Genomic DNA, 20,413 nt, shown 5'->3' with positions numbered 1-20,413 from the left:
TCGGGTCTCACTCGAACAGCACCGCGTCGACGTATTCCTCGACCGCCCGGCGCGCCGTCGCGAGCGCCTCGGTCTCGTCGTGGATGACGGCTCGGGTTCGGGCCCCGTCGACGATCGTCATGATCGCCCGCGCCACGTGTTCGGAGTCGACGTCGGCGAAGACGCCCTTCTTGGCACCGTGGTCGATTACCGTCTCTAAGAGGTACCGGACGTACTCGTCGTTCTGTCGAAATCGCTCCCCGAAGGCTTCCTTGTAGGGGGCCTGGCTTCGCATCTCCAGTAGCGCGATCAGGAAGTCCTGGTGGTCTTCCGGGTCGACCAGCAGTTTGTCGAGCAACAGGTCCAGTCGTTCCGCGGGGTCTGTCGTCTCGACCTCGTGGATCGTGCTGACGAACTGGTCGATCACGTAGTCCAAAAACGCCGCGAGCAGGTCGTCTTTCGTGTCGTAGTGGTAGTGAATCGCGGCCGTCGACTTGCCGTACTCGTCGGCGATCTGCTCGATCGTCAGGTCCGCGTACCCGTGTTCGCGCAACGCCCGATAGGTCCCGCGCATGATCTCCTCGTCTGTCTCCGAGAACGACCGTTCGAGCGGGTCGACCATCGTCCGTATCTTCGTCGGGTCGCAATTAATACTTTTGACTCGAACATCAGCGCCGGCCCACCTATATTTCACCGAGAATAGTTCTCTCCCGCGGTATCTGTTTTGCCCTGTAAATTTTCGCTCACTTCCAAAGGTTTTTGACTAACTAGTCAGTAAGTTCGGTATCTACCGTGATCGTAGCTGACTTCATCCAATATCATTTTGACACGACGTATCGCCGAGTCGACGACGCTCGTTCCGTTGGCTTCCCCGGCCCGCCCACGGACGCCGTCCCCCTCGCAGCTCTCCCGGCGGGTTCCCGGGACACCTCGTTGAGGTGGCTGGCGGAGGTAACTCCTGACGGGTTCAGTGCTCGACGGGCTGGCCGGGACCGACGAACCGGGCTGTCCGCTGGGGGACGATAATGGGCGTTCGCAGCCGGTTGGGCGCGCTCTTCAAAGGCCCCGAGGAGTTCGACCTCACCGCGGGATCCATCGGCAAGCCGCTGTTCCTCCTGTCGTTGCCGATTGTCGTCACGAACCTCTTCCAGACGGCCTACAACCTCGCGGACACGTTCTGGCTGGGCCAGTACAGTACCGACGCGCTGGCGGCGATCAGTTTCGCGTTCCCGATGGTCTTTCTGGTCATCTCCCTGGGGATGGGCATCTCTGTCGCCGGGAGCATCCTCGTCGCCCAGTACACCGGTGCGGGCAAACCCCGCGAGGCCGAGTACGCGGCCTCCCAGACGGTCACCTTCGCCGTCCTCGCCTCACTCCTGCTGGGTGGGGCCGGGTATCTCTTCGTCGACGAGTTCCTCGCGATCATGGGGGCCTCGGCGTCCGTACTGCCGCGGGCGACCAGCTACATGGAGGTCATCTCGCTGGGGCTGGTGTTCATGTTCGGCTTTACGGTCTTCATCTCCCTCATGCGCGGGTACGGCGACACGATCACGCCGATGGTCGTCATGTTCGGATCGGTCGTCGTCAACATCGTCATCGACCCGTTCCTGATCTTCGGGTGGACCGTCGTCGAGAACGCCCCCCTCGTCGGGACGGTCTCGTTCCCGGAACTCGGCATTCAAGGGGCGGCCGTCGCGACGGTGTTCTCCCGATCGCTCGCGCTCGTCGTCGGCCTCGCGATCATGTTTCGGGGGACGCGCGGGCTCGAAATCCACCTCCGGGATATGGTACCTGACCTCACCTACGTCCGCCGACTCGTTCGGATCGGACTGCCCGCGTCGATCGAGGGGACCGGTCGTGCGCTGTCGATGAACCTGCTTCTGTTCGTCGTCGCGACGTTCTCGGACCCGGTGGTCGCGGCCTACGGGATCGGGACGCGTGTCTTCTCGGTCGTGTTCCTGCCGGCGACCGCCGTGGCCCGCGGCGTCGAGACGATGACCGGCCAGAACATCGGCGCGAACAAGCCGGCGCGCGCCCAGCGGGCGACTAGACTCGCCGCGACGGTCCTGTTCGGCGTCCTCTCGGTCGTCGGACTCGTCGTCTTCGTCATGCCCGAACCGATCGTCTCCGTGTTCGTCGGGGCCGGCCAGGACAACGCCGACGCGGTGATCGCCACCGGGACCGAATTCCTGCGGTATGTCGCGCTGACGTTCGGGTTCATCGGTATCTTGCGGGCATACACGGGGAGTTTCCGCGGGGCTGGCGAGACGCTGACAGCCGCGGCGATCTCCGTCGTGACGCTCGGGGTGATCCGGTTCCCGGTCGCCTGGGTCGGAGCTAGCGAGGTCGGCGAACCCGGGATCTGGCTCTCCTTTGCCGTCTCGAACGTCGCCGGCGCGGTCATCGCCCACCTGTGGTATCGACGCGGGACCTGGCGTGACGGCTCTCTCACGGAGGCGACGATCAGTACCGACGGGATCGCGACCGAGCCGACCCCGACGGACGACTGATCCGGGTCTCTCCCACCGCTACCCCGCGAGGTGGTCTCTCCCACCGCTACCCCGCCAAGGTGCTTCCGGGGCCACAGCAGATTTATATTTACTCACCGGTTAGTTGTTCCAGCGCTTGTTCGATGGACGAAACTACTGAATCGGGACGGTCGTGGTTCAGGGACGCGAACGAGGACGGGCGGCTGTACTTCTGGGGCGGAATCGTCGCAGCCGCGATCTCGCTCTTTGTCCTGCCGATCGTCGGGTTGCTCGCAGTTTACTGGGGCTATCAGCTTCACGCCGAAGAAGGACGGACTGTCCCGGCGGTCGTCATCGCCGGGGCCGGCGCGACCGGCGTCCTCTACTGGCTCGCCTACCTCGCGGCGGTGTGACCGCTGGTCTCGAAGCGTCTCCAGGCCGTCACTCCGCAGCGACCCACTTCTCGCTGTAGGTCTCCCCGCAGGAACAGACGGCGTAGGCGTGGATCACGTCACCCTCGGCGTAGAGCCCACCGACGTCCTCGTTCTGTGATTCGGCGAACGCGAAGACGAACTGGACGGTGTGGTCGGCTTCGGGATCGTCCTCCGCGGCCGGACAGACGCCGCCGGTCAGGTCGTCCTCGATCTCGCCCGGCGTGTCCATCGCCTGCTGGGCCAGCCCCATCGGGTCCATCCCCACGACTGACTGGAACGCGCTTCTCCCTTTCTCGCCCGGGAGGACGAGGACGACGCCGTTGTCGACGGTCTCTGCGTGCTCGTCGAGTGCGTCGGGGTTCGAGACGCTGTCCGCGTGGAGAAAGAAGGCGACGTCCTCGGGGCGCTCGCCCGCAAGGAACTCCGTACGATCGGTCATACCTCATGGAGGTCGTCGAGGGCCAAAAGGAACGTGATCCGGGCGCTCACGGGAAAGTCCGGGGTCAATCCAGCGCGATAGTGTCCGACTGGCGCGATCAAATGCTGATGACGCTGGAGACGACGAACTTCGTGAATATCGCGACCAGCGCCCCGATCCACGACAGCGCGACGAAGTGCATGTAGCTGTTGAGCTTGTGTCCGCCGTCGGTCGTCCGGATCATCAGGGCGGACAGCAGGGCGTTGAAGATCACGACGGTGATGAGTAGGAACTCGATGACCGGGATCTCATAGACCGAGGTGTGGATGAGCGACCCGACCTCGAAGTTGGTCGAGCCCGTCTGGAGGTCGAGGCTCATCTGTGAGAGGATGTTGACGACCTGCAGGCCGATGAAGAAGGCGAACGTCGCGGCCGCGGAGATGCCATAGAGCACGCCGATTAGAGTCGTCGTCTCCTGGTCGCGCTGCTGGCGCAACTGCAGGACCTCGTTCATGTTCTCGCTGATGAGTTCGCCGAGCTGTTTGGGACTACCGCCCATCTTCCGGCCGATGAGGTACATCTCGCTGAACGTCTGGATCAAATACGATCGGGACTCGGCGGTGAAGTGTCGCCAGGCTTTCTCTGGCTCGATCCGCATGTTGAGGCGCTTATAGAGGTTGTCGATGTTCTCCGACAGTGGCCCGAACTCCTTCTCCCGAAGGGATTCGAGGACCGCGCCCGTCGTCGATTGTTTGGCCCCCTCTGTCGAGCCCAGCGCACGGATGAAACTTGGGAACTCCTGGTCGCGGGCCTTGATCTTCTGTTCCTCCTGGCGGATCACGAGCCCGGGGATGAGCAGCGGCGTGATCGGGAAGACCGCGTAAATCGACAGTGGAACCGGATCCCAGAAGAAGAATATCATGTTGAGCGTGATCGGGCTGACCCCGGCGAACCCGCCGAAGCTGATGAACCCGAAGACGAGCGTGAGGACGACGCCGACGGCAAAGCTGACGTTGATCCGGCGGTCCATCGGCGAGGTAATCTCCTCGGGATGGTACCAGACCGGGTCGTAGGGGGCCAGCGACCGGATCGCGACGAAGAAGCCAGTCTGGACGAAAATAAAGAGGACGATGACGGCGCTGACGGTCATCATCGGGTTCGTTCCGGTCAGGATCGGGAGGACGACGGCGAACACCAGCGCGAACGTCATCGAGAGGATCATCGACAGGTAGAGGTCTTTCATCACCGCGAGGTTGCCGAGTGTCCCCTCGTAGACGGTCTTGTAGTTCTCGATGATCATGTCCTGCTCGGAGAGCAGGTAGTCGTCGAGGCGCTGGCCCGCCCCCATCGTGTAGGCGAGCCGATCGAAGAAATCCGAGAGCGCATCGCTGGGGACTTCCTTCGCCCGCCGCCGACACGCGTCGTCGAGGCTCAGGTTCCAGGTGTCGACCAGTTCGACGACCCGCCCCATCTCCGTGGCGAGTTCGCCGTACTCCTCCTCCTCGGCGAGCGCCCGGAAGACCTCCATGCGGTCGATCTTGGTCGTCGACAGCACCGTCATATGGGTGACCATGAGGTGAAACCGGTTGTTCAGCGCCTGCTTGCGCTGGGAGAGTCGCACCTTGGGATAGAAGACCGCAGCCCCGAGCAGGAGCAACCCGAGCAGCGGGAAGGGCACTTTGATCGCCAGCGGCAGGTTCACTAGCAGTGCCACCCCGACCGTCGCCAGGAAGAAGGCCACCGCCGGCAGGAGGATCCCGAGCAGGTATCGCTGGATCGGGATCCCCATCCGGCGGTAGGACTCGAGCAACGACGCGATCGTGCCCGAAATCGTCAGATCGAGCGTGGCTTCTTCGGAGGCCATCAGTCTTGGCGGTGGATGTCGAAGGGCAGTCCCTCGACGCCGTCCCGTTGGAAGTTCTCGATCAACTCGTTGACCTCGTGGTAGCCCAGGACGTTCTCCTGGATCGCCCGCTTGATGATGTTCGCCCGGAACTGCAGGTCGTCGTAGATGTCACGCGTGTCCTCGTAGCCAAGCAGCGTCGCGATCTGCTCTTCGAGGACGAAGGAGTTGTTCATCCCCTGGAAGACGATCTCGTCCTCGACGGGGTCCCAGTAGAAGCTCTGGCGGGTGACGACGCCGTCCATCTCCTTGGAGTAGCCCTCGATCTCCTGGACGGAAGTCACCCGACGGAGGACGTCGTCGCCCTGCTTGACCCGGTTCTGGAACAGTGCGATGTCGGCGTTGTCCATGAACGTCTCGGGGACGTTGATCGGGTCGCCCGTGAAGCGCTGGATCATCGAGACGATGTCGCTGGCGTGGAACGTCAGCATGACCGGGTGACCCGTCTGGGCGGCCTGGAAGGCCATCCGGCCCTCCTCGCCACGAACCTCGCCCACGATGATGTAGTCTGGCCGCGATCGGAGGGCGGCCGCGACGAGGTCGAACATGTCGACGTCGGTCCCTTCGTCGTCGCCCTCGCGGGTCAGGAGTTGCTGCCAGGTGTCGTGTGGCGGCAGGACTTCGGAGGTGTCCTCGGCGGTGTAGATTTTAGAGTCACGCGGGATGAACGACATGATGGAGTTCAACGTCGTCGTCTTCCCCGACGCCGTCTCCCCGACGACGAACACCGTCTGCTCGTTTTCGAGAGCGAGCCAGAGATAGGCAGCGAGCTCGGGGGAAAGTGTGCCCCACTTCGTGATCTGGAAGATCGAGAGGGGCACCTCGTCGCCCTGGCGGATGGTCAGGGAGGGTCCCTTCAGCGAGACGTCGTCGGAGTAGATGATGTTGATACGCGAGCCGTCTGGCAGCGTCGAGTCGATGATCGGATCGCTGTCGGAGACGGGGTCGCCGATCCGCTCGCCCATGTTGCGCAGCCACTGCTCGTACTGGCCGTCCTCGCCGAAGTCTACGGTCGTCTTGATGAGGCTGTAGACGGAGTGATCGACGTAACACTCGTGGGGACCGATGACGTGGATGTCCTCGTTGGCCGGATCGCGCATCACCGGCTCCAGGGGTCCCAGCCCGACGATGTCCCGATTCAGCCGGTAGCGGATGTTCTCGTAGGTCTCCTCGGTGACGTCGACCTTCCCGAGGTTGGTGATGTCGCCGAGCCGGCTCATGACGCCGTTGCCGCTCTCGCGGTTCTTGACCCGGGTCGTCTCCTGGAGGAGTTCCTCGATCCGGTCGTCGTACTCGGCTTCCTCGCTCGGCGCGGGCTTCATCACGCTGCGTTCGAGCAGCCGGTTGCGGACCTTCTCGAAGACCGTCCGCTCGTCGTCGGCGAGTTCGGGTTCGATCGCGTAGTACTTGATATCCTGGCCGATGTCGCCGTAGATGTGGGTGTAGATCGGGCCGCCGACGGGATAGAGTATGTTCGGCCGATTGGTCTCGTACTCCCCGTCGGCCTCCTCGACGAACATCGGGAACTCGCCGGTGATCTGCTTGAACTTCTGGAGGTGATCACGGAGGTGCGGCCGTCTGGCGGCGTGCTGGCGGAGTTCGTCCGACGGTTTGGGTCTGCCGTGATCTGTCATGTGTAGTCCTCGTTAGGCGACGCTGCGTGATTCGATGACGATGCCCGTCCCCGAACGGACGGAGTAGCCGATCGTGTCCCCGACCTGTTCGCCCATGCCGGCGAAGCGTTTCACCGAGATCTGTCGGCGGACGTCGTTGCCGACCTCGACCATCTCGAGTTCGAGGAAGACGTCGGCGATCGCCCGGAACGGGCCGATCGCGTCCTCGTCCAGCGTCGAGGGGTCGACCGTGAGCATGATGACCTTCCCCTCGGCGATGACGTCCCGGAAGAAGCTGATGATCTCCAGGGCTGCCTGGCGTTCCTCGTTCTGGCGCACCAGGGCCTCGAACTTCGGATCGTTCCGGAGGATGGCGTCGAAGGTGTCGATGATGATGACGTCGGTCTCCCACATCACTTCGGCCTCCATCAGGCGTTTGAGCAGGTCCATCCGGTCGCTCTCGTCGTCATCACCGCCCCGGAAGGTGTTCGAGTCGCCGATGTCGGCGTGGAGGAACAGCAGGTTCTCGTCGAGGATGTGTTCGACCATCCCGTAGTCTAAACTGTGCATCTGATCGAGGAAACTCCCGACTGTCAGTTCCGTCGAGAGCATCGTGACCGTCTGGCCTTCTTCACAGAGGCCGTAGCTAAACCGCTGGCTCATGGCTGATTTCCCGGCCCCGTAGTCCCCTTCGACGAGGACGATGCTGCCGGGTGGGATGCCGCCACCGAGTTCCTTGTTCAACCTGTCGCGTTCGTCGAGTCCGAGCGAGTACAGGTCCGTGGTTGCGATGCTCATGTGTTGAACTCGAACACCTCCCTGTCGCCGTTGATCGTCACCTGGACGCGGTGATCGCCACTGGCGAGGTCCGGGGCCGCGATTTCCATCCGGACAACGGTCCCTGGCCGCCAGCTGTCACTGTCGACGACGGTCATGCTCACGTCGGTCCAGTAGCGACCGTCGACCAGCACGTCTATTCCCACCTTGTCGGCCGGCAGCCGCTGGGAGCCGGTGTTTTTGACGTACAACGTGATGTTGCCGTTGCCGTCGACGTCGTAGACTCCCGCACCGCTGTCGCTGATGATCTCGACCTCGGTCCGGACCTCCTGGCTGGCGTCCACCCCGAGATCGTCGACCGCGCCGCTGAGTTGGCCGACCGTGCTCGTGATCGTCCCCGCGACGCTGGCCGCGACGAGGATGCTCGCGATGAAGATGATCAGATGGGAGGCCGAGACGCTAGCCACTCAGACCCACCTCCGCGTCGGCGACACCTGGCCCGCTAACGACCTTGAGTCGGTCGGGCTGGGTATCGGTGGTCATGTTCGCGGTCAGTCGTTGGCCCGTCGCCCAGACGTCAGTCGAGCTGTCGCCGTCGACCGCTCGATCCAGAAACGACGTCTGTAAGCGTCCGTCGAGGAGGAAGTCGGTGTCCTCGACGTCTAACCCCGTCGCCCCGGTGTTCTCGACGGTCGCGTTCACGTAGTACCGCTGGTTCCCGGAGACGTTAAACGCCACTGTCACGTCTGTCAGGTTGATCGCCGTGTTCTGTTGGGTCAGCAGGTCGTCCTGGGCCGCCGAGCGTGCCTCGTTGACCGTCTCCATCGAGTTCGATGCGGCACTGTAGAACGTCCCGAAGGCGACGAAAAACGCCACCAGAAGGATCGCGGCCGAGCCGCTAACGCTGAATCCCATCCGGACCACCTCCGGTCTGGCGTGGCAACTGCTGCAGCGCGACGGATTCCGCACCGCCGCCGTCGAGCTGGCTCACGTACCGCAGACTTCTGGTGTGGTGGTCGATCGTCAGGCTCGCGGACTCGCCACCCTCCTCGAAGCCCTTGAGGTAGGCCTGTAACTGATCGGCGACTTCCCCGTCGATCCAGTCGATGCGCTCGTAGTAGTCGATGGCCTCCGCGGTCGCCCGCACGCCGACGTCCTCAACCAGGAACTCGAGCCACTCGACGACGATCAGGTCGGCGATGAACCCGTCCGGGAGATCTGTGAGGTACGGTTTTCCGTCGTCCGTCTCTCCCGCCTCTGCTGTTTCGGCCTCTGCCGCCTCGGTCGTTTCCGGTTCGGCCGTGGCGTCTGCATCGGCCGTCGCCGTGAGGGCTTCCTGTTCGGACTCGGCATCGTCCGTGCCCGGTTCCTCCTCGACAGTGGCTTCCGCCATCGTGGTCGCCTCTTCGTCGGTAGTCGCCTCTTCGTCGGTAGTCGCCTCTTCGTCGGTGGTCGCCTCCTCACCCGCGTCTGTCTCCTCGGCGGTCTCGTCGACGCTCCCGTCGCTCGCTTCGTCCTCGATGACGGTATCGAACAGTTCGTCGTCGGCGAGTCCGTCGCCCGATTCGTCAGCATCGTCCGTGGCCATCTCGAAGTCGTCTTCTTCCGCAAGCGGGTCGTCTTCCGTCTCCTCGTCGAAGCTCTCGCCGTCGAGGGCGTCGTCCGGCTCCTCGCCGTCTTCCCCTTCTGCCCAGTCGGCGTCGCCCGACTCGTACTCGTCTTTGAGTTCCGCAAAGGACTTTCCGCCCTCGCCGCCGTCGTCTTCGCCTGCAGTCTCGTCGTCTGTCTCGAAGTCCTCGTCGAATCCGCCGTCGTCCATCCCGAAGTCATCCTCGCTCTCGCCGAAGTCGTCGTCGAAATCGTCCTCGAAAGCGTCTTCGACGCCGCCGTCGTCCTCGTCCGTCCCGAGGACGTCGCCGACGTCGGCGTCTGCTTCGAGATCGTCGTCGTCCTCGACGAGGTCCTCGTCGAAGAAGCCCTCTGCGTCGGCGTTAGCGATGTCCTCGTCGAGGTCGCCCTCTTCGGACTGGTCGCCGCCGTCGTCGAACAGGCCAAAGGAGTCCTCGCCAGGCCCACCGAAGCCGCCGGCGTCGATGTCGTCGGCGAAGGGGTTGACCCCGCGAGTCACCATCTCGTAGATGTCGAGCAGTTTGCGGACGTTCTCCTCGACGTCGTCGACCGTCTCGGAGATCTGCTCGTTCTCGTTACGGACCGTGTTGACCGTCGAGGAGAGACTGCCGACTTCGGTTTCGAGTTCGTCGAGCCGGTGTTCGAGTTCGTCGTTGTCCGCGCCGGCGTCCATATCGCCGAACTCGTCGTCCTCGAAGTCGCCGAACTCCTCGCCGCCACCGCCGAAGCCCCCGCCCAGGTCGTCGAGGTCGTCGCCACCCTCCTCGGGCATCAGCCCGTCGTCGTCGCCATCGTCGATAGCCCCGCTCTCGTCTTCGTCTTCCGAGAGGATCGAGTCGAAAACCGACCGAATACTCATTCCGACGACGCTCGTGGTCAGGACGGCGACGACGAGCGGCTCGGCCGGCAGCGACCCGACCGACTCGACGACCCCGCCGCCCGTAGCGTCCAGCAGAGTCCGGCTTACCCCCTCGAGAGCCGTCCCCGACTGGAGCAACGAGAGCGCATTCATTACGAGTAATATCCGCGCACGCGCCCTTCAATGTACCGTTAAGAGTATCATATATGATAATTGACTGTTTCATTCACGCCAGTCCATCGGAAAATAGCGTCTGACGCCTCGTGGATTTCGGTCAGACCCGACCAGGGATCTCCTGGTATCGAAACTTGGAACGGACACGTGGTTGACGCTTCGACCGGATATCCTGACGAGTTTCGGACCTGTCTCAGAGCCGTTTCGACTCGCGGTTTGCACTCGTGACGATCAGGTCGCCGGTATCGCCCTCGAGTTTGATCGAGCGGCCGTGATCACCGCCGACATCCTCGCCGACGATCGGGATGTCGAGGGCAGAGAGGGTTTCTTCGACGACGTTCGCGTTCCGGAGGCCGATGCCCGACCCGTTCTTCGAGAAGTCGAGCATGTCGCTCCCGCCGGCGATCTTCGCTTCCATGGTCGACCGATCGGCTCCGTGGGCCTCGAGTTCCTCGACCAGCGTCTCGACGCCGGTGTCGGCGAACTTCGCGGGGTTGCCGCCGTCGACTTCCTCGGCAGCCGGGAGCATCACGTGGACCAGTCCCGAGACGCTCGACTCCTCGTCGTGGAGCGCAACCCCGATGCAGGAACCGAGCCCGCTGGTCGACAGTGTCGCGCCGTTCGTCGAGACGTCGTACTCGGCGATCCCGACCTTGATACGCTCTGGCGTACTCTCCTGGCCCTCCGATCCGTCGTAGACCTTCATCACTGGAAGAGTTCCTCGGGATCCGCGTCGGTTTCATCGGCCCGTTCGACCGCCAGCGTCTCGAGCGCTTCCCGGAGTTCTTCGTCGTTTGGCAACGCGTAGATCTCGCTCTCGAACTCGACGTCCTCCGTTCGCATCCGGGAGTCGATGACGAAGGCGTGATCCTGGTGCTGGCCGACCTGTGCCGCCAGCGGATCGATGATCGCCCGCCCCATGTCCTGGACCAGTCGCGGTGGCGTGTGATCGACGGACGTCTGGAGGACGTTCGCCCAGCCGTCGACGAACCCGCTGGTCATGATGTTGCCAAGCTCCTCGATGGCCGCCGTGTGCTGGTCGGTGAGTCCCTCGCCCTCGACGGCGGTCGGCATCAGCGCCTCGGCCGCGTTCTTCGCCGACGTCTCGTCGAAGAGGACGAGCAAAAAGCCACTCGGGAGACCGGTAAACTCGACGGCTGTCCCGACGTACCGATCGGTCCCGACCTGCTTCGGGACGTCCTCAACCCGGGCGAAGTTGATCTGGGAGACTTCCGCTTGTACGTCGATGCCGGTCATCATCGAGACGTTCTCGGCGGCCTGTCTCGTGCCCTCCTTGGTCATCCGGTTGAACACGTGGAGTTTGTCGACCGGGATGGCGTCGCCCTCGTTGTCTGCATGGTCCGCCATCAGTTCCGTCAGCGAGTCCTGGTCGGGCAACATGTAGATGTAGAAGTCGACGGACTCCTCGACCCACTCGATCTCGCTTTTGAAGACGAACACTTGATCGTCGGCCGCGGCGTCCTCCGACGTCGGGAGGATCTCCCGGCCGACCCCCTCGACGTATTTCGGCGGAGAGTGTTCGATCGTGGTCTCGAGATAGTCGGCCCACCCGTCGATGAAGCCACTCATCATGATGTTGCCGATCTCCTCGACGCCACTCTGTGCCATCTCCTCGCCGCCGTCACCGGGCAACAGCGCATCCGTCAACGTCTCACTGCACGCCCGATCGAGCACCAGTGCTGTCTGACCCGACAGCGCCCCCTCGAAGTCGAACTCGACGCCGACGAAGGCCTGCTCGGCCAGCGCCTCGCCGACGTCGGCCCGGTCCATGAGCGTGATCTGGGTCACGTCGACGTCGGCGTCGATCCCCGTCATCTGGGACATCGACGCCGTCGCCTGGGTCGCCCCCTCGTGGGCGAGTTGATTGAACGTCCCCAGCGACTGGATGTCGACGTGCATCTATGCGGGGACGACGTCTTCGATAGCTTCCATCACACTTGGCTTCTGGAAGGGCTTGGTGATGTACCCGTCGGCCCCCGCCTTGACGGCCTCTTTCATCTTCTCCTCCTGGCCGACACTCGTGCACATGATGACGTTCGCGTTGGGGTTCGCGGACTTGATCTCGTCGGTCGCCTCGATGCCGTCCCGAATCGGCATCACGATGTCCATCATCACGAGGTCGGGTTCGTTCTCCTTGTAAGCCTCGACGGCCTCGACGCCGTTCTCGACCTCGCCGACGATCTGGTGGTCTTCCTCTAAAATTTCCCGCAGCAGGTTCCGCATGAACTCCGAGTCGTCCGCGATCAATACTTCTGGCATGGGTTCTACCTCGCAGATTGGCGAATTGCCCCAATAAATGCTTCCGTACCATTATCGCGTTTGATAGCAAACTGGCGAGCGTTCGGTCTATCTGGCGATAGAGCCCTTAAAAAAGCGGTAGTACGGTCGAGAGCCACTCGGCGACCGGAAGCACGAACTGGCCGTACGTGAAGTACTCGACCCCGGCGAGGACGTACAGCGTCGTCCCGACCCCGCCGACGGCCCCGACCGCCGTCGCGACTGGCAGGTCGCGATCCAAGACGGTATCGACGACGATCACGAGCGTCGCGACCCCCGCGACCGCCAGGTTCACCAGCGCGTGAAACTGCATCGCCTCGCCGATCGCCGGGTCGATCGCGACGAACGTCAGGCTGACGCCGACGATCCCGACCACCGAACTGCCCAGATACGCCCCGAGGAACGGCCGGAAATCAGCCGTGAGACCGCGTCGGACGGCCGGCAGTCGCATCACGCCGTAGACCGCGACGGGCATACTCGGGACCAGATACCGCATCGTGATCTGGGAGTAAAGCGGGAGTCTCGGCAGGTACAGCAGCGTAAACGCGATCACCAGCGTTCCCACGAAGAGGTCCGTCTGGTATCGCGGCGTCGTCCGTATCGCACCCGGCAACCGACGGAGTCGCCTCGCCCCATTTCTGACCCCGCGTTTCGCCAGGACGATCGGGATCGCGAGCAGCGTCCCGAGGACGGGCGCGACTTCGAGGACAGCCAACTCGACCGCTTCCTGGTCGTTGATCGCGTAGTTGACGCCGGGTGTGCGGCCACTCCGGACGAGGACGTACCCGAACCGCTCGAGGTCGCCGACGACGATGTCGATCCCCCGGGAGACGTAGCTCCACAACTCGCCGAGTCGCGCCGCCGTCACTTTCACGCCGACGATCACCGCGGTCACGAGCCCGGCCAGAAACCCGATCGTGCCGTCGATCGCGCCGGTGATCAGTCCCACGACGCCGCCGAGAAGGCCCGTTATCCGGGACCACAATCCCGGTCCGGGCTCGCTGGAGCCGTCCGGGCCTTCCGGAACGGTCGGCCCGCTCGGCGACGTGGGTTCGCCTGGTGTCGTCGGTTCTCCCGGCGTTGTTGGCTGTTCCGGCGTGGTCGGCCCGTCCGGCGTCGGGGTTGGGTCGCCACCGCCGTCGACAACGACGTCTCCGCCGGGGCCGAGTTCCGCTAACCCGCCGAGACTCGACAGCATCCGGGGCGCGGTCAGCGGTGAGCCGGTGATGAGGACGTTCGTCACCGCAAAGGGTACCAGCGAGAGGACGAATACGACGCCGATGACGACCAGCTCTCTGAGACCGTTGTCCCGGGCCGTCGCGAGATCGAACGGGACCAGTACTACCAGTACGACCAGCGCCTCGGCGGCGTGCAACCAGGCGAGCATGCCCACCGCGAGGTAGGCCAGCGCCCGCGACCGGATCGGCCGATCCGCCTCGGCGTTCCGGCTTCGAGCGAACGCGAAGACGACGACCGCGATCAGCGCAGCCGACATGACGTGGCGTTTGGGGATCGTCGCCCAGAACGCGATCGGCAGGGCGAGCGCGCCAAGCAGTCCTCCGGCGAGGCCGACTCGCTGCTCGTGGAACTCAGTCCCGAGCCGGTACAGCGCGACGGCGACGACCCCGGCCGCGACGAGCGAGACCAACTGCAACGCGAGCAGCCCGTTCAATCGCGGATCCAGCGGCGTCGACAGCGTGACGTTCGCCACGAAGAGCGCCACCGCGAGCACCGTTCCCGCGAGCGTCACGCGGGACCGATCCAGCACGCGCCCGAGCTGAGAGGCGAACCCAGCCAGGAGCAGACTCCATGCCCCTGCCAGGACCAGCCGCAACTCGGCGACTGCGGCGGCCCCCTCGAGCACCCAGTAGAGCGGCACTGCGAGCGCCGCCTGGCCGTAGTTACGCCCGAAGACCTGACCGCCGTGTTCGTACAGCCCCGGCTGGGAGCCAAGCGTCAGCGAATACTCGATACGGGCGATGTTGAGTCGTCCCTCGGCGAGGTTGATGACAGTGTTCGCGACGGCGTACGTATCGGTGATGAAAAACCCGACCCGCCAGAGGGCCGCCAACACGACGAGGACACCCAGGAACAGTGTTAAGCCGACGCGATCGCCGAACAGGACAGGGACAGCACGGCGACGGATCGTCGCTCCACGTTCGGATAGCCACCCGCGGAGTCCGGCTATCGGTTTCCGATTCACTGTCTCACCTCGATCGTGACGGACTCGTTGAACACGGTTCGATCGGTCGATAGCGACTGGACGCGCACGCGCAACGTCCCGTCGTAGCGCTGGGCCGACAGTTGTCCGGGGACGAAGGCCACGTCACTCAGCCGGACGGTGACCGTGCCGGGGCCGGCCAGAAGTCGCGTCTCCGCGTGGTCGACGTCGAGTTCCGGAACGACCAGGCGGTAGACGAGTCGCGGCTCGCCCTCGACACCGTCGATGGACAGCTTTGCGTCCGGGATCCGGAGGTAGGAGACGTCGGTTCCGAAGCGACCCGGCGTGATCCCAACGGCGTCGGTATCGACGTCGACGGTTGCAACCGTCGCGTTGCCGTCCCCAAGCGTCGCCGGCGGGCCGGCCCCGCCGAAGGACAGCCCGGGGACGAGCGGGCCGGAGAACAGGAGCGTCACGATCACGACGCCGAGCAGCAATTGCTGGCTCAGCCCGACCGGATCGCCGACGAACGGGTCGTACGCTCGGCCCATCTTAGAGCTCGAAGCCGTCCTCGCCGATGGCGTCCATGAGCTCCCCGATCGAATCGTCCGGGCCGAGCCCCCGGGATTTGATCGCCGCCGAGAGACTCTCGGTGGGGTAGCTGATCGGGACGTTCGACTCGGTCAGGAGGATGCCGAGGATCTCCTCGACGGGCGTCTCGCTGTCGATGTGTTGGGCGTACCACAGGATCAGGCTCTCGAAGATCGTCACCACGTCGTTGGACATCATCCGGCGCTGACTGACCCGGCCGTCGAAGGTCGCGGTCACGTGAAACCCGTATCGGGAATCAGCCGTCTCGAAGGACTCCCGGAGCCACGCCTCGATGTCGGCTTCGGTCAGTTCGGCCGTCTCGCTGGCGTCGTCCTGCCAGGGCTCGCCCGCCGATTGCGAGGTGTCACTGGCTTCGTGCGACGGTGGTGGCGACTGCCGCTCGGGTTCCTCGTCGACGTCGCCTGCCGGCTGGCTGGGGGACGATTCGGTGGTCGTCTCGTTCGTCTCGATCCCGTCGACGTCGCCGATCGGATCGTTCGGGGAGACGACGTACCGGCCGTCCTCGATCTCCGCGACGTGTTCGTCCTCGGAGATGTCGAGCTCCTCGGGGGCGAGCACGCGACCGTCGTCTTCGTCGTTGTCGTCCCCTGGTGGCATGTGTTATCGTTCGTTGTGCCGTGGTATAATTCCGTCGCCGGATGACTCTATCGGGTTCGCATCGCCGTTCCAAAAAACGAAAGAGGAAAGGCGGATCTACAGGTTGACGGAGGACTTCTCAGTCAGCGAATCCGGCACGACCAGCGTGATGGTGGTTTCGCCACCGGACTGCGTACTGATGGTCAGCGTTGCGCTTTCCCCGGCATCCATGGGGCTGCTGACACCACTTTGCGTCAGGTCGACGCTGAGGATCGCCCGGTCAACGCGGTTGTTCAGCGTACTGTCGGAACTCACCGAGCTATCGTCGTCTCGGAGCTCAGTGTAGCTGAACGTCCCATCCTCGTTTCCTGAACTTGTGATTGAGTCTGAAACCAGGTTGTAACTCCCGCCGGCCTGGACCCACTGCATCGTTACGCCGTCGAGGTCAACGTCGTTCGACCCGGGGGCAAGCCGGACCGTCATGTCGACGTTTTCTATCTGGCTACTTCCGACGCTCCCAACAGTGTTCACTTCTACCAGCCGGTTGGTGACCTGCTCGGCTGCCTGTTCGCCACTCTCTTCTGCACTACTCTGGAGGAACCCGGCCGTGTTGATCAGCACGCCCGCGGCGATCGCGGCGACCAGCACCATCGCGATGAAGACGATGAGTGTGCCGATCCCGACCTGGGCTCGCTCGTTCGGTTTGTCGCTGTTGCGTTCGAACATTGTGTGCTCCGCCTGGGTTGCTCCCAGACTCTACCTGAAACGTTTTCGTACACCCCCTTAAGAATAACTTCCAAATTATCGCTTGTGAAAACCAGAATCGCCACCCGAAAGCGACTGGTTCAACTGATGAAAATCTACGGCAGGAGGATCAAAACGGCGAATTTCTCGGAGGGGTCGCCCAGGTGGCCTCTCGTGTGGGGCTGTGCACTTCCCTGGTCTGACTCACGCCTCGTAGGTCACGAGACTGTACATCACGAACAGGTAGCCGAAGGTCGTCAGGCCGCTGTTGACCAACAGGAGCCCGCGCGTGCCCTCGAAGCCGGTCACGAAGGCGCTGATCATCGTGGCCGCCGCGCCGGCCACCGCCAGGGCGAATCCCAGCGAGAGGTGCAACATCGCCCGGCGCGACGTCTGGGCGTACGCGCGAACTGCCATCCCGACCATCGTGAGTCCCGCGACCACGAAGACGAGGGTCAAAATCGCATAGAGGAGTTCGAGTACTGGCACTGTCAGTGAGTTTCCGAGCACCCATATTAAATCATTCCTCTAAAATATCTGCTTTGATAATCGGCGGATAGCGGCCCGGTACAACCGCCCAACAGGCGTGGTTTCGAGTTCCGGACCGTCGGTATATCTTACGATTCCGAGAGTGTTCGCCAGGCTTCGTCGAGTTTGTTCGTCACTTCCGAGCGCTCCTCTACGTCCACGACGAGGGATTCGTCGAAGCCGACTTCGATCGCGTCGACGTTCCGACGGTATACTTTGATCCGGCGGCGATCGTCCGAGAGAATGTTGTCGTGTAGCTCGAGTAGATCGTGGTCGGTGAGTTCGTCGATCCGGCGATAACAGGTCGCGATCGGGATGTCGAGTTCGTCACTCAAGTCCTGGGCCGACTTCGGTTCGTCGGTCGCGTCCAAGATCTCGGCGCTGTACTTGTTTCCGAGGGTCCGGAGTAACTCGACCGATGCCATCGTTATCAAATAATGAATACAGCCGAAAATAAAAGTATCGACGATGAAACTGTGCTGAAACCCGTCCCGTCTTCCGTTCGTGCACGTGTCTCGATATTCTGTGTTTCGGAGCTTCTATCTCTCGTTTTCACTCCTTAAAACGGGGTATCAGACAGTGAATTGGTCCGACGCCTCGGTAGCTTTCACGTGGCGTCGTTCGTCACTCTCACAGCGGCGACTCGGAGTCGTTCATCATCGAGAACGCGCTCGCGTTGTCGTGGACTTGAATGCCGCCGTGGGTAATCTCCATCGGGAAGATGTCCGTCTCGATGGCCTGCTTGCGCATCTTCGCGACCCAGACGTAGCGATTGACGCCCGACTCGGTCGGCGTCTGGATCAGATAGATATTCCCGTCCGTCAGGAAGTTCTCGAGGCCGATGTCGTTGTCGGGAAACACGGTGGCTTGCTCGTTGGTCAGCAGGCTGGTCAGGCCGTTCTGCTTCAGGATGTCCGTGAACTTCAGGAGATACGTCCGGCGCTCGGCGTCGTCGTCGAAGAACAACTCGAACATCGCCAGGGAGTCGAGTACCAGTCGGTCGTACTCGCCGTCCTGGATGTCCTCTAAGAGGACATCGAGCGTGTCGGTGAAGCTGTTCTCCTGGAGCAGGCGGCGTTTGTCGTAGACCTTGATGTCGCCGTTGTCTTCGAACTCCGACCACTGGTCGAAGCCGATCGACTCGGCGGCGGCCGTCAGATCTTCGCGGTTCTCCTCGAAGGACAGGAAGATCCCGCGCTCGTCGAACTCTTTGACCCCGTTGTAGATGAACTGGAGCCCGAGGATACTCTTGCCAGCTCCCGGCGTGCCGACGACTAGCGTCGTGGAGTTTCGCACGATTCCGCCGTTGAGAATCGAGTCGAGCCCGTCGATCCCAGTCTCGGTGAGTTCTACCATCGTGGATACCCCGTACGTGGTCTCATCTATGCAACGTTGTTTGTCGCCCGTAAAAAAGGCTTCCAGATCGTCTCATTCAAGTAACTACTTTACGCCGCCGGGTGTGTCCTCACGGCCGTGGCTCGGCAAGCCACCAGCTACTCGGCGTGAACGGCTACCGGATCCACCCAGATGACGAATCCGTCTTCGCGCTTGACGACGCCCTTGATCGACGCCGAATCCGAACCGGCGGGCGACTCGTCGACGTCCCCCGCCTCGATCTGTCTGACCTGATGGACTTCGTCGACCAACCACCCGGCGGCCTCCTGGTCGGCGATAACCTCGGGATCGAAGACGATGATCCGCCGCTCGGTTCCCTCGTCGCCGATCCCGAACACCACTTTCGGATCGACGATCGAGGTCGTCCGCCCCCGGAGGTCCATCACGCCCTGAACGTGTCGCGGCGCGTTCGGGACGCTCGTGACGTCGCCGACGTCGACGATCTCGGTGACGTGGTCGATGCTCACACAGTACGTTTCCGATCCGAGCTTGAACTCGAGTACCTGGCCCAGCGTATCTGACATCTGTCTGTCTCTCCCACGGCGGCGACGGGGCCGTCCGGTGACCGGGCCTCGACGCGTCGCCGGCGTTTGCTACCTGAGCTTTCGGCAAAATACCCTTAAGTGTGTCCACCGGGTTATCAACGTTGATTACGACGGCGGTGTCTTTATTTGCCCGGTTTGGCAAAGTTCCACCGGAAGCACAACCCCCCGGCACGGTGACGATCGCGCGCCGTCCGGTCACATTTAACCCTGCCGCCACGAAAGTCGCCACACCGAACATGTCCTCACGATCAACGCCTCGGGCCGTCGTCGCGGACGACTCGCACTTCATGCGGAGCGTTATCTCCGATATTCTCGAGGACGGCGGAATCGACGTCGTCACCACGGCGAGAGATGGCCGGGAGGCGGTCGAGGCCGTCATGGAGTCCGAACCGGATGTCGTGACGATGGACGTCGAGATGCCCGAGATGAACGGCATCGAGGCGGTCGAGGAGATCATGACCGCCCGGCCGACGCCGGTGTTGATGCTCAGCGCTCACACCGACGAGAACGCCGACGTCACCTTCGAGGCCTTAGAGAAGGGAGCCGTCGACTTCTTTACGAAGCCCGGCGGCGAGGTGTCGATGGAGATGTCCCGGCTGAAGGACCAACTCGTCGACATGGTTCGGTCGGTCGCCGAGGTCGACGTCACGGGAGACGGCGGGGGACACCAGCCCGGCCGTTCCGAGCCGTCGATCACGCCGGACAGCGTCGTCAAGAACGCGACGCTGGTGATCGGCTCCTCGACGGGTGGGCCGACGGTCGTCGAACAGATCCTCTCGGAACTCCCGGTTGGCGCGGACCTGCGGATCCTCGTCGTCCAGCACATGCCGACGGATTTCACCGGCCGGTTTGCGACCCGACTCAACAAGCGCAGCGAGTACGCTGTCCGGGAAGCCGGCGACGGCGACCGAATCGGCGGCGGCGAGGCGCTGGTCGCCGCCGGCGGGTCTCACATGGAGGTCTCGAACTACCGCAGCGGTCGACTCCGGGTGGCTCTGACCGAGGACGACCCGGTCAATAGCGTCCGGCCGTCGGTCGACGTTACCATGGAGAGCGCCGCCGAGGTCATCGACGACCCGCTGGTCGGTGTCATCCTCACCGGGATGGGGACCGACGGGGCTCGCGGTATCCAGGCCATAAAGGCCGCCAGTGGGACGACACTTGCACAGGACGAGGCGTCCTCGGCGGTCTACGGGATGCCAAAGCGGGCTGTCGAGACCGGTGCAGTCGACACGGTTTGCCCGCTCGATGAGCTTTCAGACCGGATTCTCGACGCGATCAACGCGGAGGTGCACTAACG

General features: G+C 63.3%; 22 protein-coding genes. 3 read left to right on the top strand and 19 right to left on the bottom strand.

Translation table 11 applies throughout. From position 1 onward, the window contains the following. Nucleotides 1-7: 7 nt before the first annotated feature. Nucleotides 8-601 carry a TetR/AcrR family transcriptional regulator gene (locus tag HTIA_RS04070; protein ID WP_008525661.1) on the bottom strand — a complete coding sequence of 198 codons (594 nt, stop codon included), beginning with the start codon at nt 599-601 and terminating at the stop codon, nt 8-10. Between the two features lie 403 nt (nt 602-1,004). Here HTIA_RS04070 and HTIA_RS04065 point away from each other — a divergent pair, with 403 nt between their 5' ends. Beyond that, nucleotides 1,005-2,489, top strand: a complete 1,485-nt coding sequence (locus tag HTIA_RS04065) for an MATE family efflux transporter (protein ID WP_008525659.1) — start codon at nt 1,005-1,007, stop codon at nt 2,487-2,489. Between the two features lie 122 nt (nt 2,490-2,611). After that, on the top strand, nt 2,612-2,860 hold the full coding sequence (locus HTIA_RS04060; protein ID WP_008525657.1) for a hypothetical protein: 249 nt from the start codon (nt 2,612-2,614) through the stop codon (nt 2,858-2,860). A 28-nt stretch (nt 2,861-2,888) separates the two neighbouring features. Here HTIA_RS04060 and HTIA_RS04055 read toward each other — a convergent pair whose 3' ends face one another. From HTIA_RS04055 to HTIA_RS03970, 18 genes are all read right to left on the bottom strand, one after another. After that, the gene (locus tag HTIA_RS04055; RefSeq protein WP_008525656.1) at nt 2,889-3,320 is read right to left on the bottom strand and encodes a DUF5807 family protein; all 432 of its coding nucleotides are present in this window, start codon (nt 3,318-3,320) and stop codon (nt 2,889-2,891) included. 97 nt (nt 3,321-3,417) lie between these two features. Next, nucleotides 3,418-5,163 (bottom strand): archaellar assembly protein FlaJ, encoded by a 1,746-nt coding sequence (flaJ, locus tag HTIA_RS04050; RefSeq protein ID WP_020936038.1) that lies wholly within the window; start codon nt 5,161-5,163, stop codon nt 3,418-3,420. Continuing rightward, a complete protein-coding gene (locus tag HTIA_RS04045) occupies nt 5,163-6,836 on the bottom strand; it encodes a type II/IV secretion system ATPase subunit (RefSeq protein WP_008525654.1) in 1,674 nt (557 codons plus the stop codon). The genes flaJ and HTIA_RS04045 overlap by 1 nt, the downstream gene beginning before the upstream one ends. Nucleotides 6,837-6,848: 12 nt before the next feature. Then, nucleotides 6,849-7,613 (bottom strand): ATPase domain-containing protein, encoded by a 765-nt coding sequence (locus HTIA_RS04040; protein ID WP_008525653.1) that lies wholly within the window; start codon nt 7,611-7,613, stop codon nt 6,849-6,851. Then, nucleotides 7,610-8,059, bottom strand: a complete 450-nt coding sequence (locus tag HTIA_RS04035; RefSeq protein WP_008525652.1) for a flagellin — start codon at nt 8,057-8,059, stop codon at nt 7,610-7,612. The genes HTIA_RS04040 and HTIA_RS04035 overlap by 4 nt, the downstream gene beginning before the upstream one ends. Further along, complete coding sequence (locus tag HTIA_RS04030) at nt 8,052-8,507, bottom strand: flagellin (protein ID WP_008525651.1); 456 nt, start codon at nt 8,505-8,507, stop codon at nt 8,052-8,054. Before HTIA_RS04030 ends, HTIA_RS04035 begins: the two co-directional genes overlap by 8 nt. After that, complete coding sequence (locus HTIA_RS04025) at nt 8,491-10,233, bottom strand: FlaD/FlaE family flagellar protein (protein WP_008525650.1); 1,743 nt, start codon at nt 10,231-10,233, stop codon at nt 8,491-8,493. Before HTIA_RS04025 ends, HTIA_RS04030 begins: the two co-directional genes overlap by 17 nt. Nucleotides 10,234-10,447: 214 nt before the next feature. Then, nucleotides 10,448-10,960, bottom strand: a complete 513-nt coding sequence (locus HTIA_RS04020) for a chemotaxis protein CheD (protein ID WP_008525649.1) — start codon at nt 10,958-10,960, stop codon at nt 10,448-10,450. Continuing rightward, nucleotides 10,960-12,174 carry a chemotaxis protein CheC gene (locus HTIA_RS04015; protein ID WP_008525648.1) on the bottom strand — a complete coding sequence of 405 codons (1,215 nt, stop codon included), beginning with the start codon at nt 12,172-12,174 and terminating at the stop codon, nt 10,960-10,962. The genes HTIA_RS04020 and HTIA_RS04015 overlap by 1 nt, the downstream gene beginning before the upstream one ends. Beyond that, a complete protein-coding gene (cheY, locus tag HTIA_RS04010; RefSeq protein ID WP_008525647.1) occupies nt 12,175-12,534 on the bottom strand; it encodes a chemotaxis protein CheY in 360 nt (119 codons plus the stop codon). A gap of 106 nt (nt 12,535-12,640) precedes the next feature. Beyond that, a complete protein-coding gene (locus HTIA_RS04005) occupies nt 12,641-14,755 on the bottom strand; it encodes a hypothetical protein (RefSeq protein WP_008525646.1) in 2,115 nt (704 codons plus the stop codon). Next, complete coding sequence (locus HTIA_RS04000) at nt 14,752-15,264, bottom strand: hypothetical protein (protein WP_008525645.1); 513 nt, start codon at nt 15,262-15,264, stop codon at nt 14,752-14,754. The genes HTIA_RS04005 and HTIA_RS04000 overlap by 4 nt, the downstream gene beginning before the upstream one ends. Nucleotide 15,265: 1 nt before the next feature. Next, on the bottom strand, nt 15,266-15,922 hold the full coding sequence (locus tag HTIA_RS03995; protein ID WP_008525644.1) for a DUF7500 family protein: 657 nt from the start codon (nt 15,920-15,922) through the stop codon (nt 15,266-15,268). Between the two features lie 96 nt (nt 15,923-16,018). Further along, on the bottom strand, nt 16,019-16,627 hold the full coding sequence (locus HTIA_RS03990) for an archaellin/type IV pilin N-terminal domain-containing protein (protein WP_008525640.1): 609 nt from the start codon (nt 16,625-16,627) through the stop codon (nt 16,019-16,021). 222 nt (nt 16,628-16,849) lie between these two features. Beyond that, complete coding sequence (locus HTIA_RS03985) at nt 16,850-17,134, bottom strand: DUF7521 family protein (RefSeq protein ID WP_020936037.1); 285 nt, start codon at nt 17,132-17,134, stop codon at nt 16,850-16,852. Nucleotides 17,135-17,262: 128 nt separating this feature from the next. Continuing rightward, nucleotides 17,263-17,598 (bottom strand): winged helix-turn-helix domain-containing protein, encoded by a 336-nt coding sequence (locus HTIA_RS03980; RefSeq protein ID WP_008525635.1) that lies wholly within the window; start codon nt 17,596-17,598, stop codon nt 17,263-17,265. Nucleotides 17,599-17,803: 205 nt separating this feature from the next. Continuing rightward, complete coding sequence (locus tag HTIA_RS03975; RefSeq protein WP_008525634.1) at nt 17,804-18,529, bottom strand: RAD55 family ATPase; 726 nt, start codon at nt 18,527-18,529, stop codon at nt 17,804-17,806. Between the two features lie 137 nt (nt 18,530-18,666). Beyond that, on the bottom strand, nt 18,667-19,092 hold the full coding sequence (locus HTIA_RS03970) for a chemotaxis protein CheW (RefSeq protein ID WP_008525631.1): 426 nt from the start codon (nt 19,090-19,092) through the stop codon (nt 18,667-18,669). Nucleotides 19,093-19,349: 257 nt separating this feature from the next. Between HTIA_RS03970 and HTIA_RS03965 the strand changes: the two genes are divergently transcribed. Next, nucleotides 19,350-20,411 (top strand): protein-glutamate methylesterase/protein-glutamine glutaminase, encoded by a 1,062-nt coding sequence (locus HTIA_RS03965; protein ID WP_008525630.1) that lies wholly within the window; start codon nt 19,350-19,352, stop codon nt 20,409-20,411. The last annotated feature ends 2 nt before the right edge of the window (nt 20,412-20,413 follow it).

The sequence above is a fragment of the Halorhabdus tiamatea SARL4B genome, assembly GCF_000470655.1.
In the GTDB taxonomy this organism is placed as follows: Archaea; Halobacteriota; Halobacteria; order Halobacteriales; family Haloarculaceae; genus Halorhabdus; species Halorhabdus tiamatea.
Note: the sequence above shows the minus strand (reverse complement) of the source record. Positions and strands in the feature narration are given on the sequence as shown.

Excerpts from the sequence above, each read along its gene's own strand:
- HTIA_RS04070 (WP_008525661.1), bottom strand. The coding sequence starts at position 601 with ATGGTCGACCCGCTCGAACGGTCGTTCTCGGAGACAGACGAGGAGATC.
- HTIA_RS04065 (WP_008525659.1), top strand. The coding sequence starts at position 1,005 with ATGGGCGTTCGCAGCCGGTTGGGCGCGCTCTTCAAAGGCCCCGAGGAG.
- HTIA_RS04060 (WP_008525657.1), top strand. The coding sequence starts at position 2,612 with ATGGACGAAACTACTGAATCGGGACGGTCGTGGTTCAGGGACGCGAAC.
- HTIA_RS04055 (WP_008525656.1), bottom strand. The coding sequence starts at position 3,320 with ATGACCGATCGTACGGAGTTCCTTGCGGGCGAGCGCCCCGAGGACGTC.
- flaJ (WP_020936038.1), bottom strand. The coding sequence starts at position 5,163 with ATGGCCTCCGAAGAAGCCACGCTCGATCTGACGATTTCGGGCACGATC.
- HTIA_RS04045 (WP_008525654.1), bottom strand. The coding sequence starts at position 6,836 with ATGACAGATCACGGCAGACCCAAACCGTCGGACGAACTCCGCCAGCAC.
- HTIA_RS04040 (WP_008525653.1), bottom strand. The coding sequence starts at position 7,613 with ATGAGCATCGCAACCACGGACCTGTACTCGCTCGGACTCGACGAACGC.
- HTIA_RS04030 (WP_008525651.1), bottom strand. The coding sequence starts at position 8,507 with ATGGGATTCAGCGTTAGCGGCTCGGCCGCGATCCTTCTGGTGGCGTTT.
- HTIA_RS04025 (WP_008525650.1), bottom strand. The coding sequence starts at position 10,233 with ATGAATGCGCTCTCGTTGCTCCAGTCGGGGACGGCTCTCGAGGGGGTA.
- HTIA_RS04020 (WP_008525649.1), bottom strand. The coding sequence starts at position 10,960 with ATGAAGGTCTACGACGGATCGGAGGGCCAGGAGAGTACGCCAGAGCGT.
- HTIA_RS04015 (WP_008525648.1), bottom strand. The coding sequence starts at position 12,174 with ATGCACGTCGACATCCAGTCGCTGGGGACGTTCAATCAACTCGCCCAC.
- cheY (WP_008525647.1), bottom strand. The coding sequence starts at position 12,534 with ATGCCAGAAGTATTGATCGCGGACGACTCGGAGTTCATGCGGAACCTG.
- HTIA_RS04000 (WP_008525645.1), bottom strand. The coding sequence starts at position 15,264 with ATGGGCCGAGCGTACGACCCGTTCGTCGGCGATCCGGTCGGGCTGAGC.
- HTIA_RS03995 (WP_008525644.1), bottom strand. The coding sequence starts at position 15,922 with ATGCCACCAGGGGACGACAACGACGAAGACGACGGTCGCGTGCTCGCC.
- HTIA_RS03990 (WP_008525640.1), bottom strand. The coding sequence starts at position 16,627 with ATGTTCGAACGCAACAGCGACAAACCGAACGAGCGAGCCCAGGTCGGG.
- HTIA_RS03980 (WP_008525635.1), bottom strand. The coding sequence starts at position 17,598 with ATGGCATCGGTCGAGTTACTCCGGACCCTCGGAAACAAGTACAGCGCC.
- HTIA_RS03975 (WP_008525634.1), bottom strand. The coding sequence starts at position 18,529 with ATGGTAGAACTCACCGAGACTGGGATCGACGGGCTCGACTCGATTCTC.
- HTIA_RS03970 (WP_008525631.1), bottom strand. The coding sequence starts at position 19,092 with ATGTCAGATACGCTGGGCCAGGTACTCGAGTTCAAGCTCGGATCGGAA.
- HTIA_RS03965 (WP_008525630.1), top strand. The coding sequence starts at position 19,350 with ATGTCCTCACGATCAACGCCTCGGGCCGTCGTCGCGGACGACTCGCAC.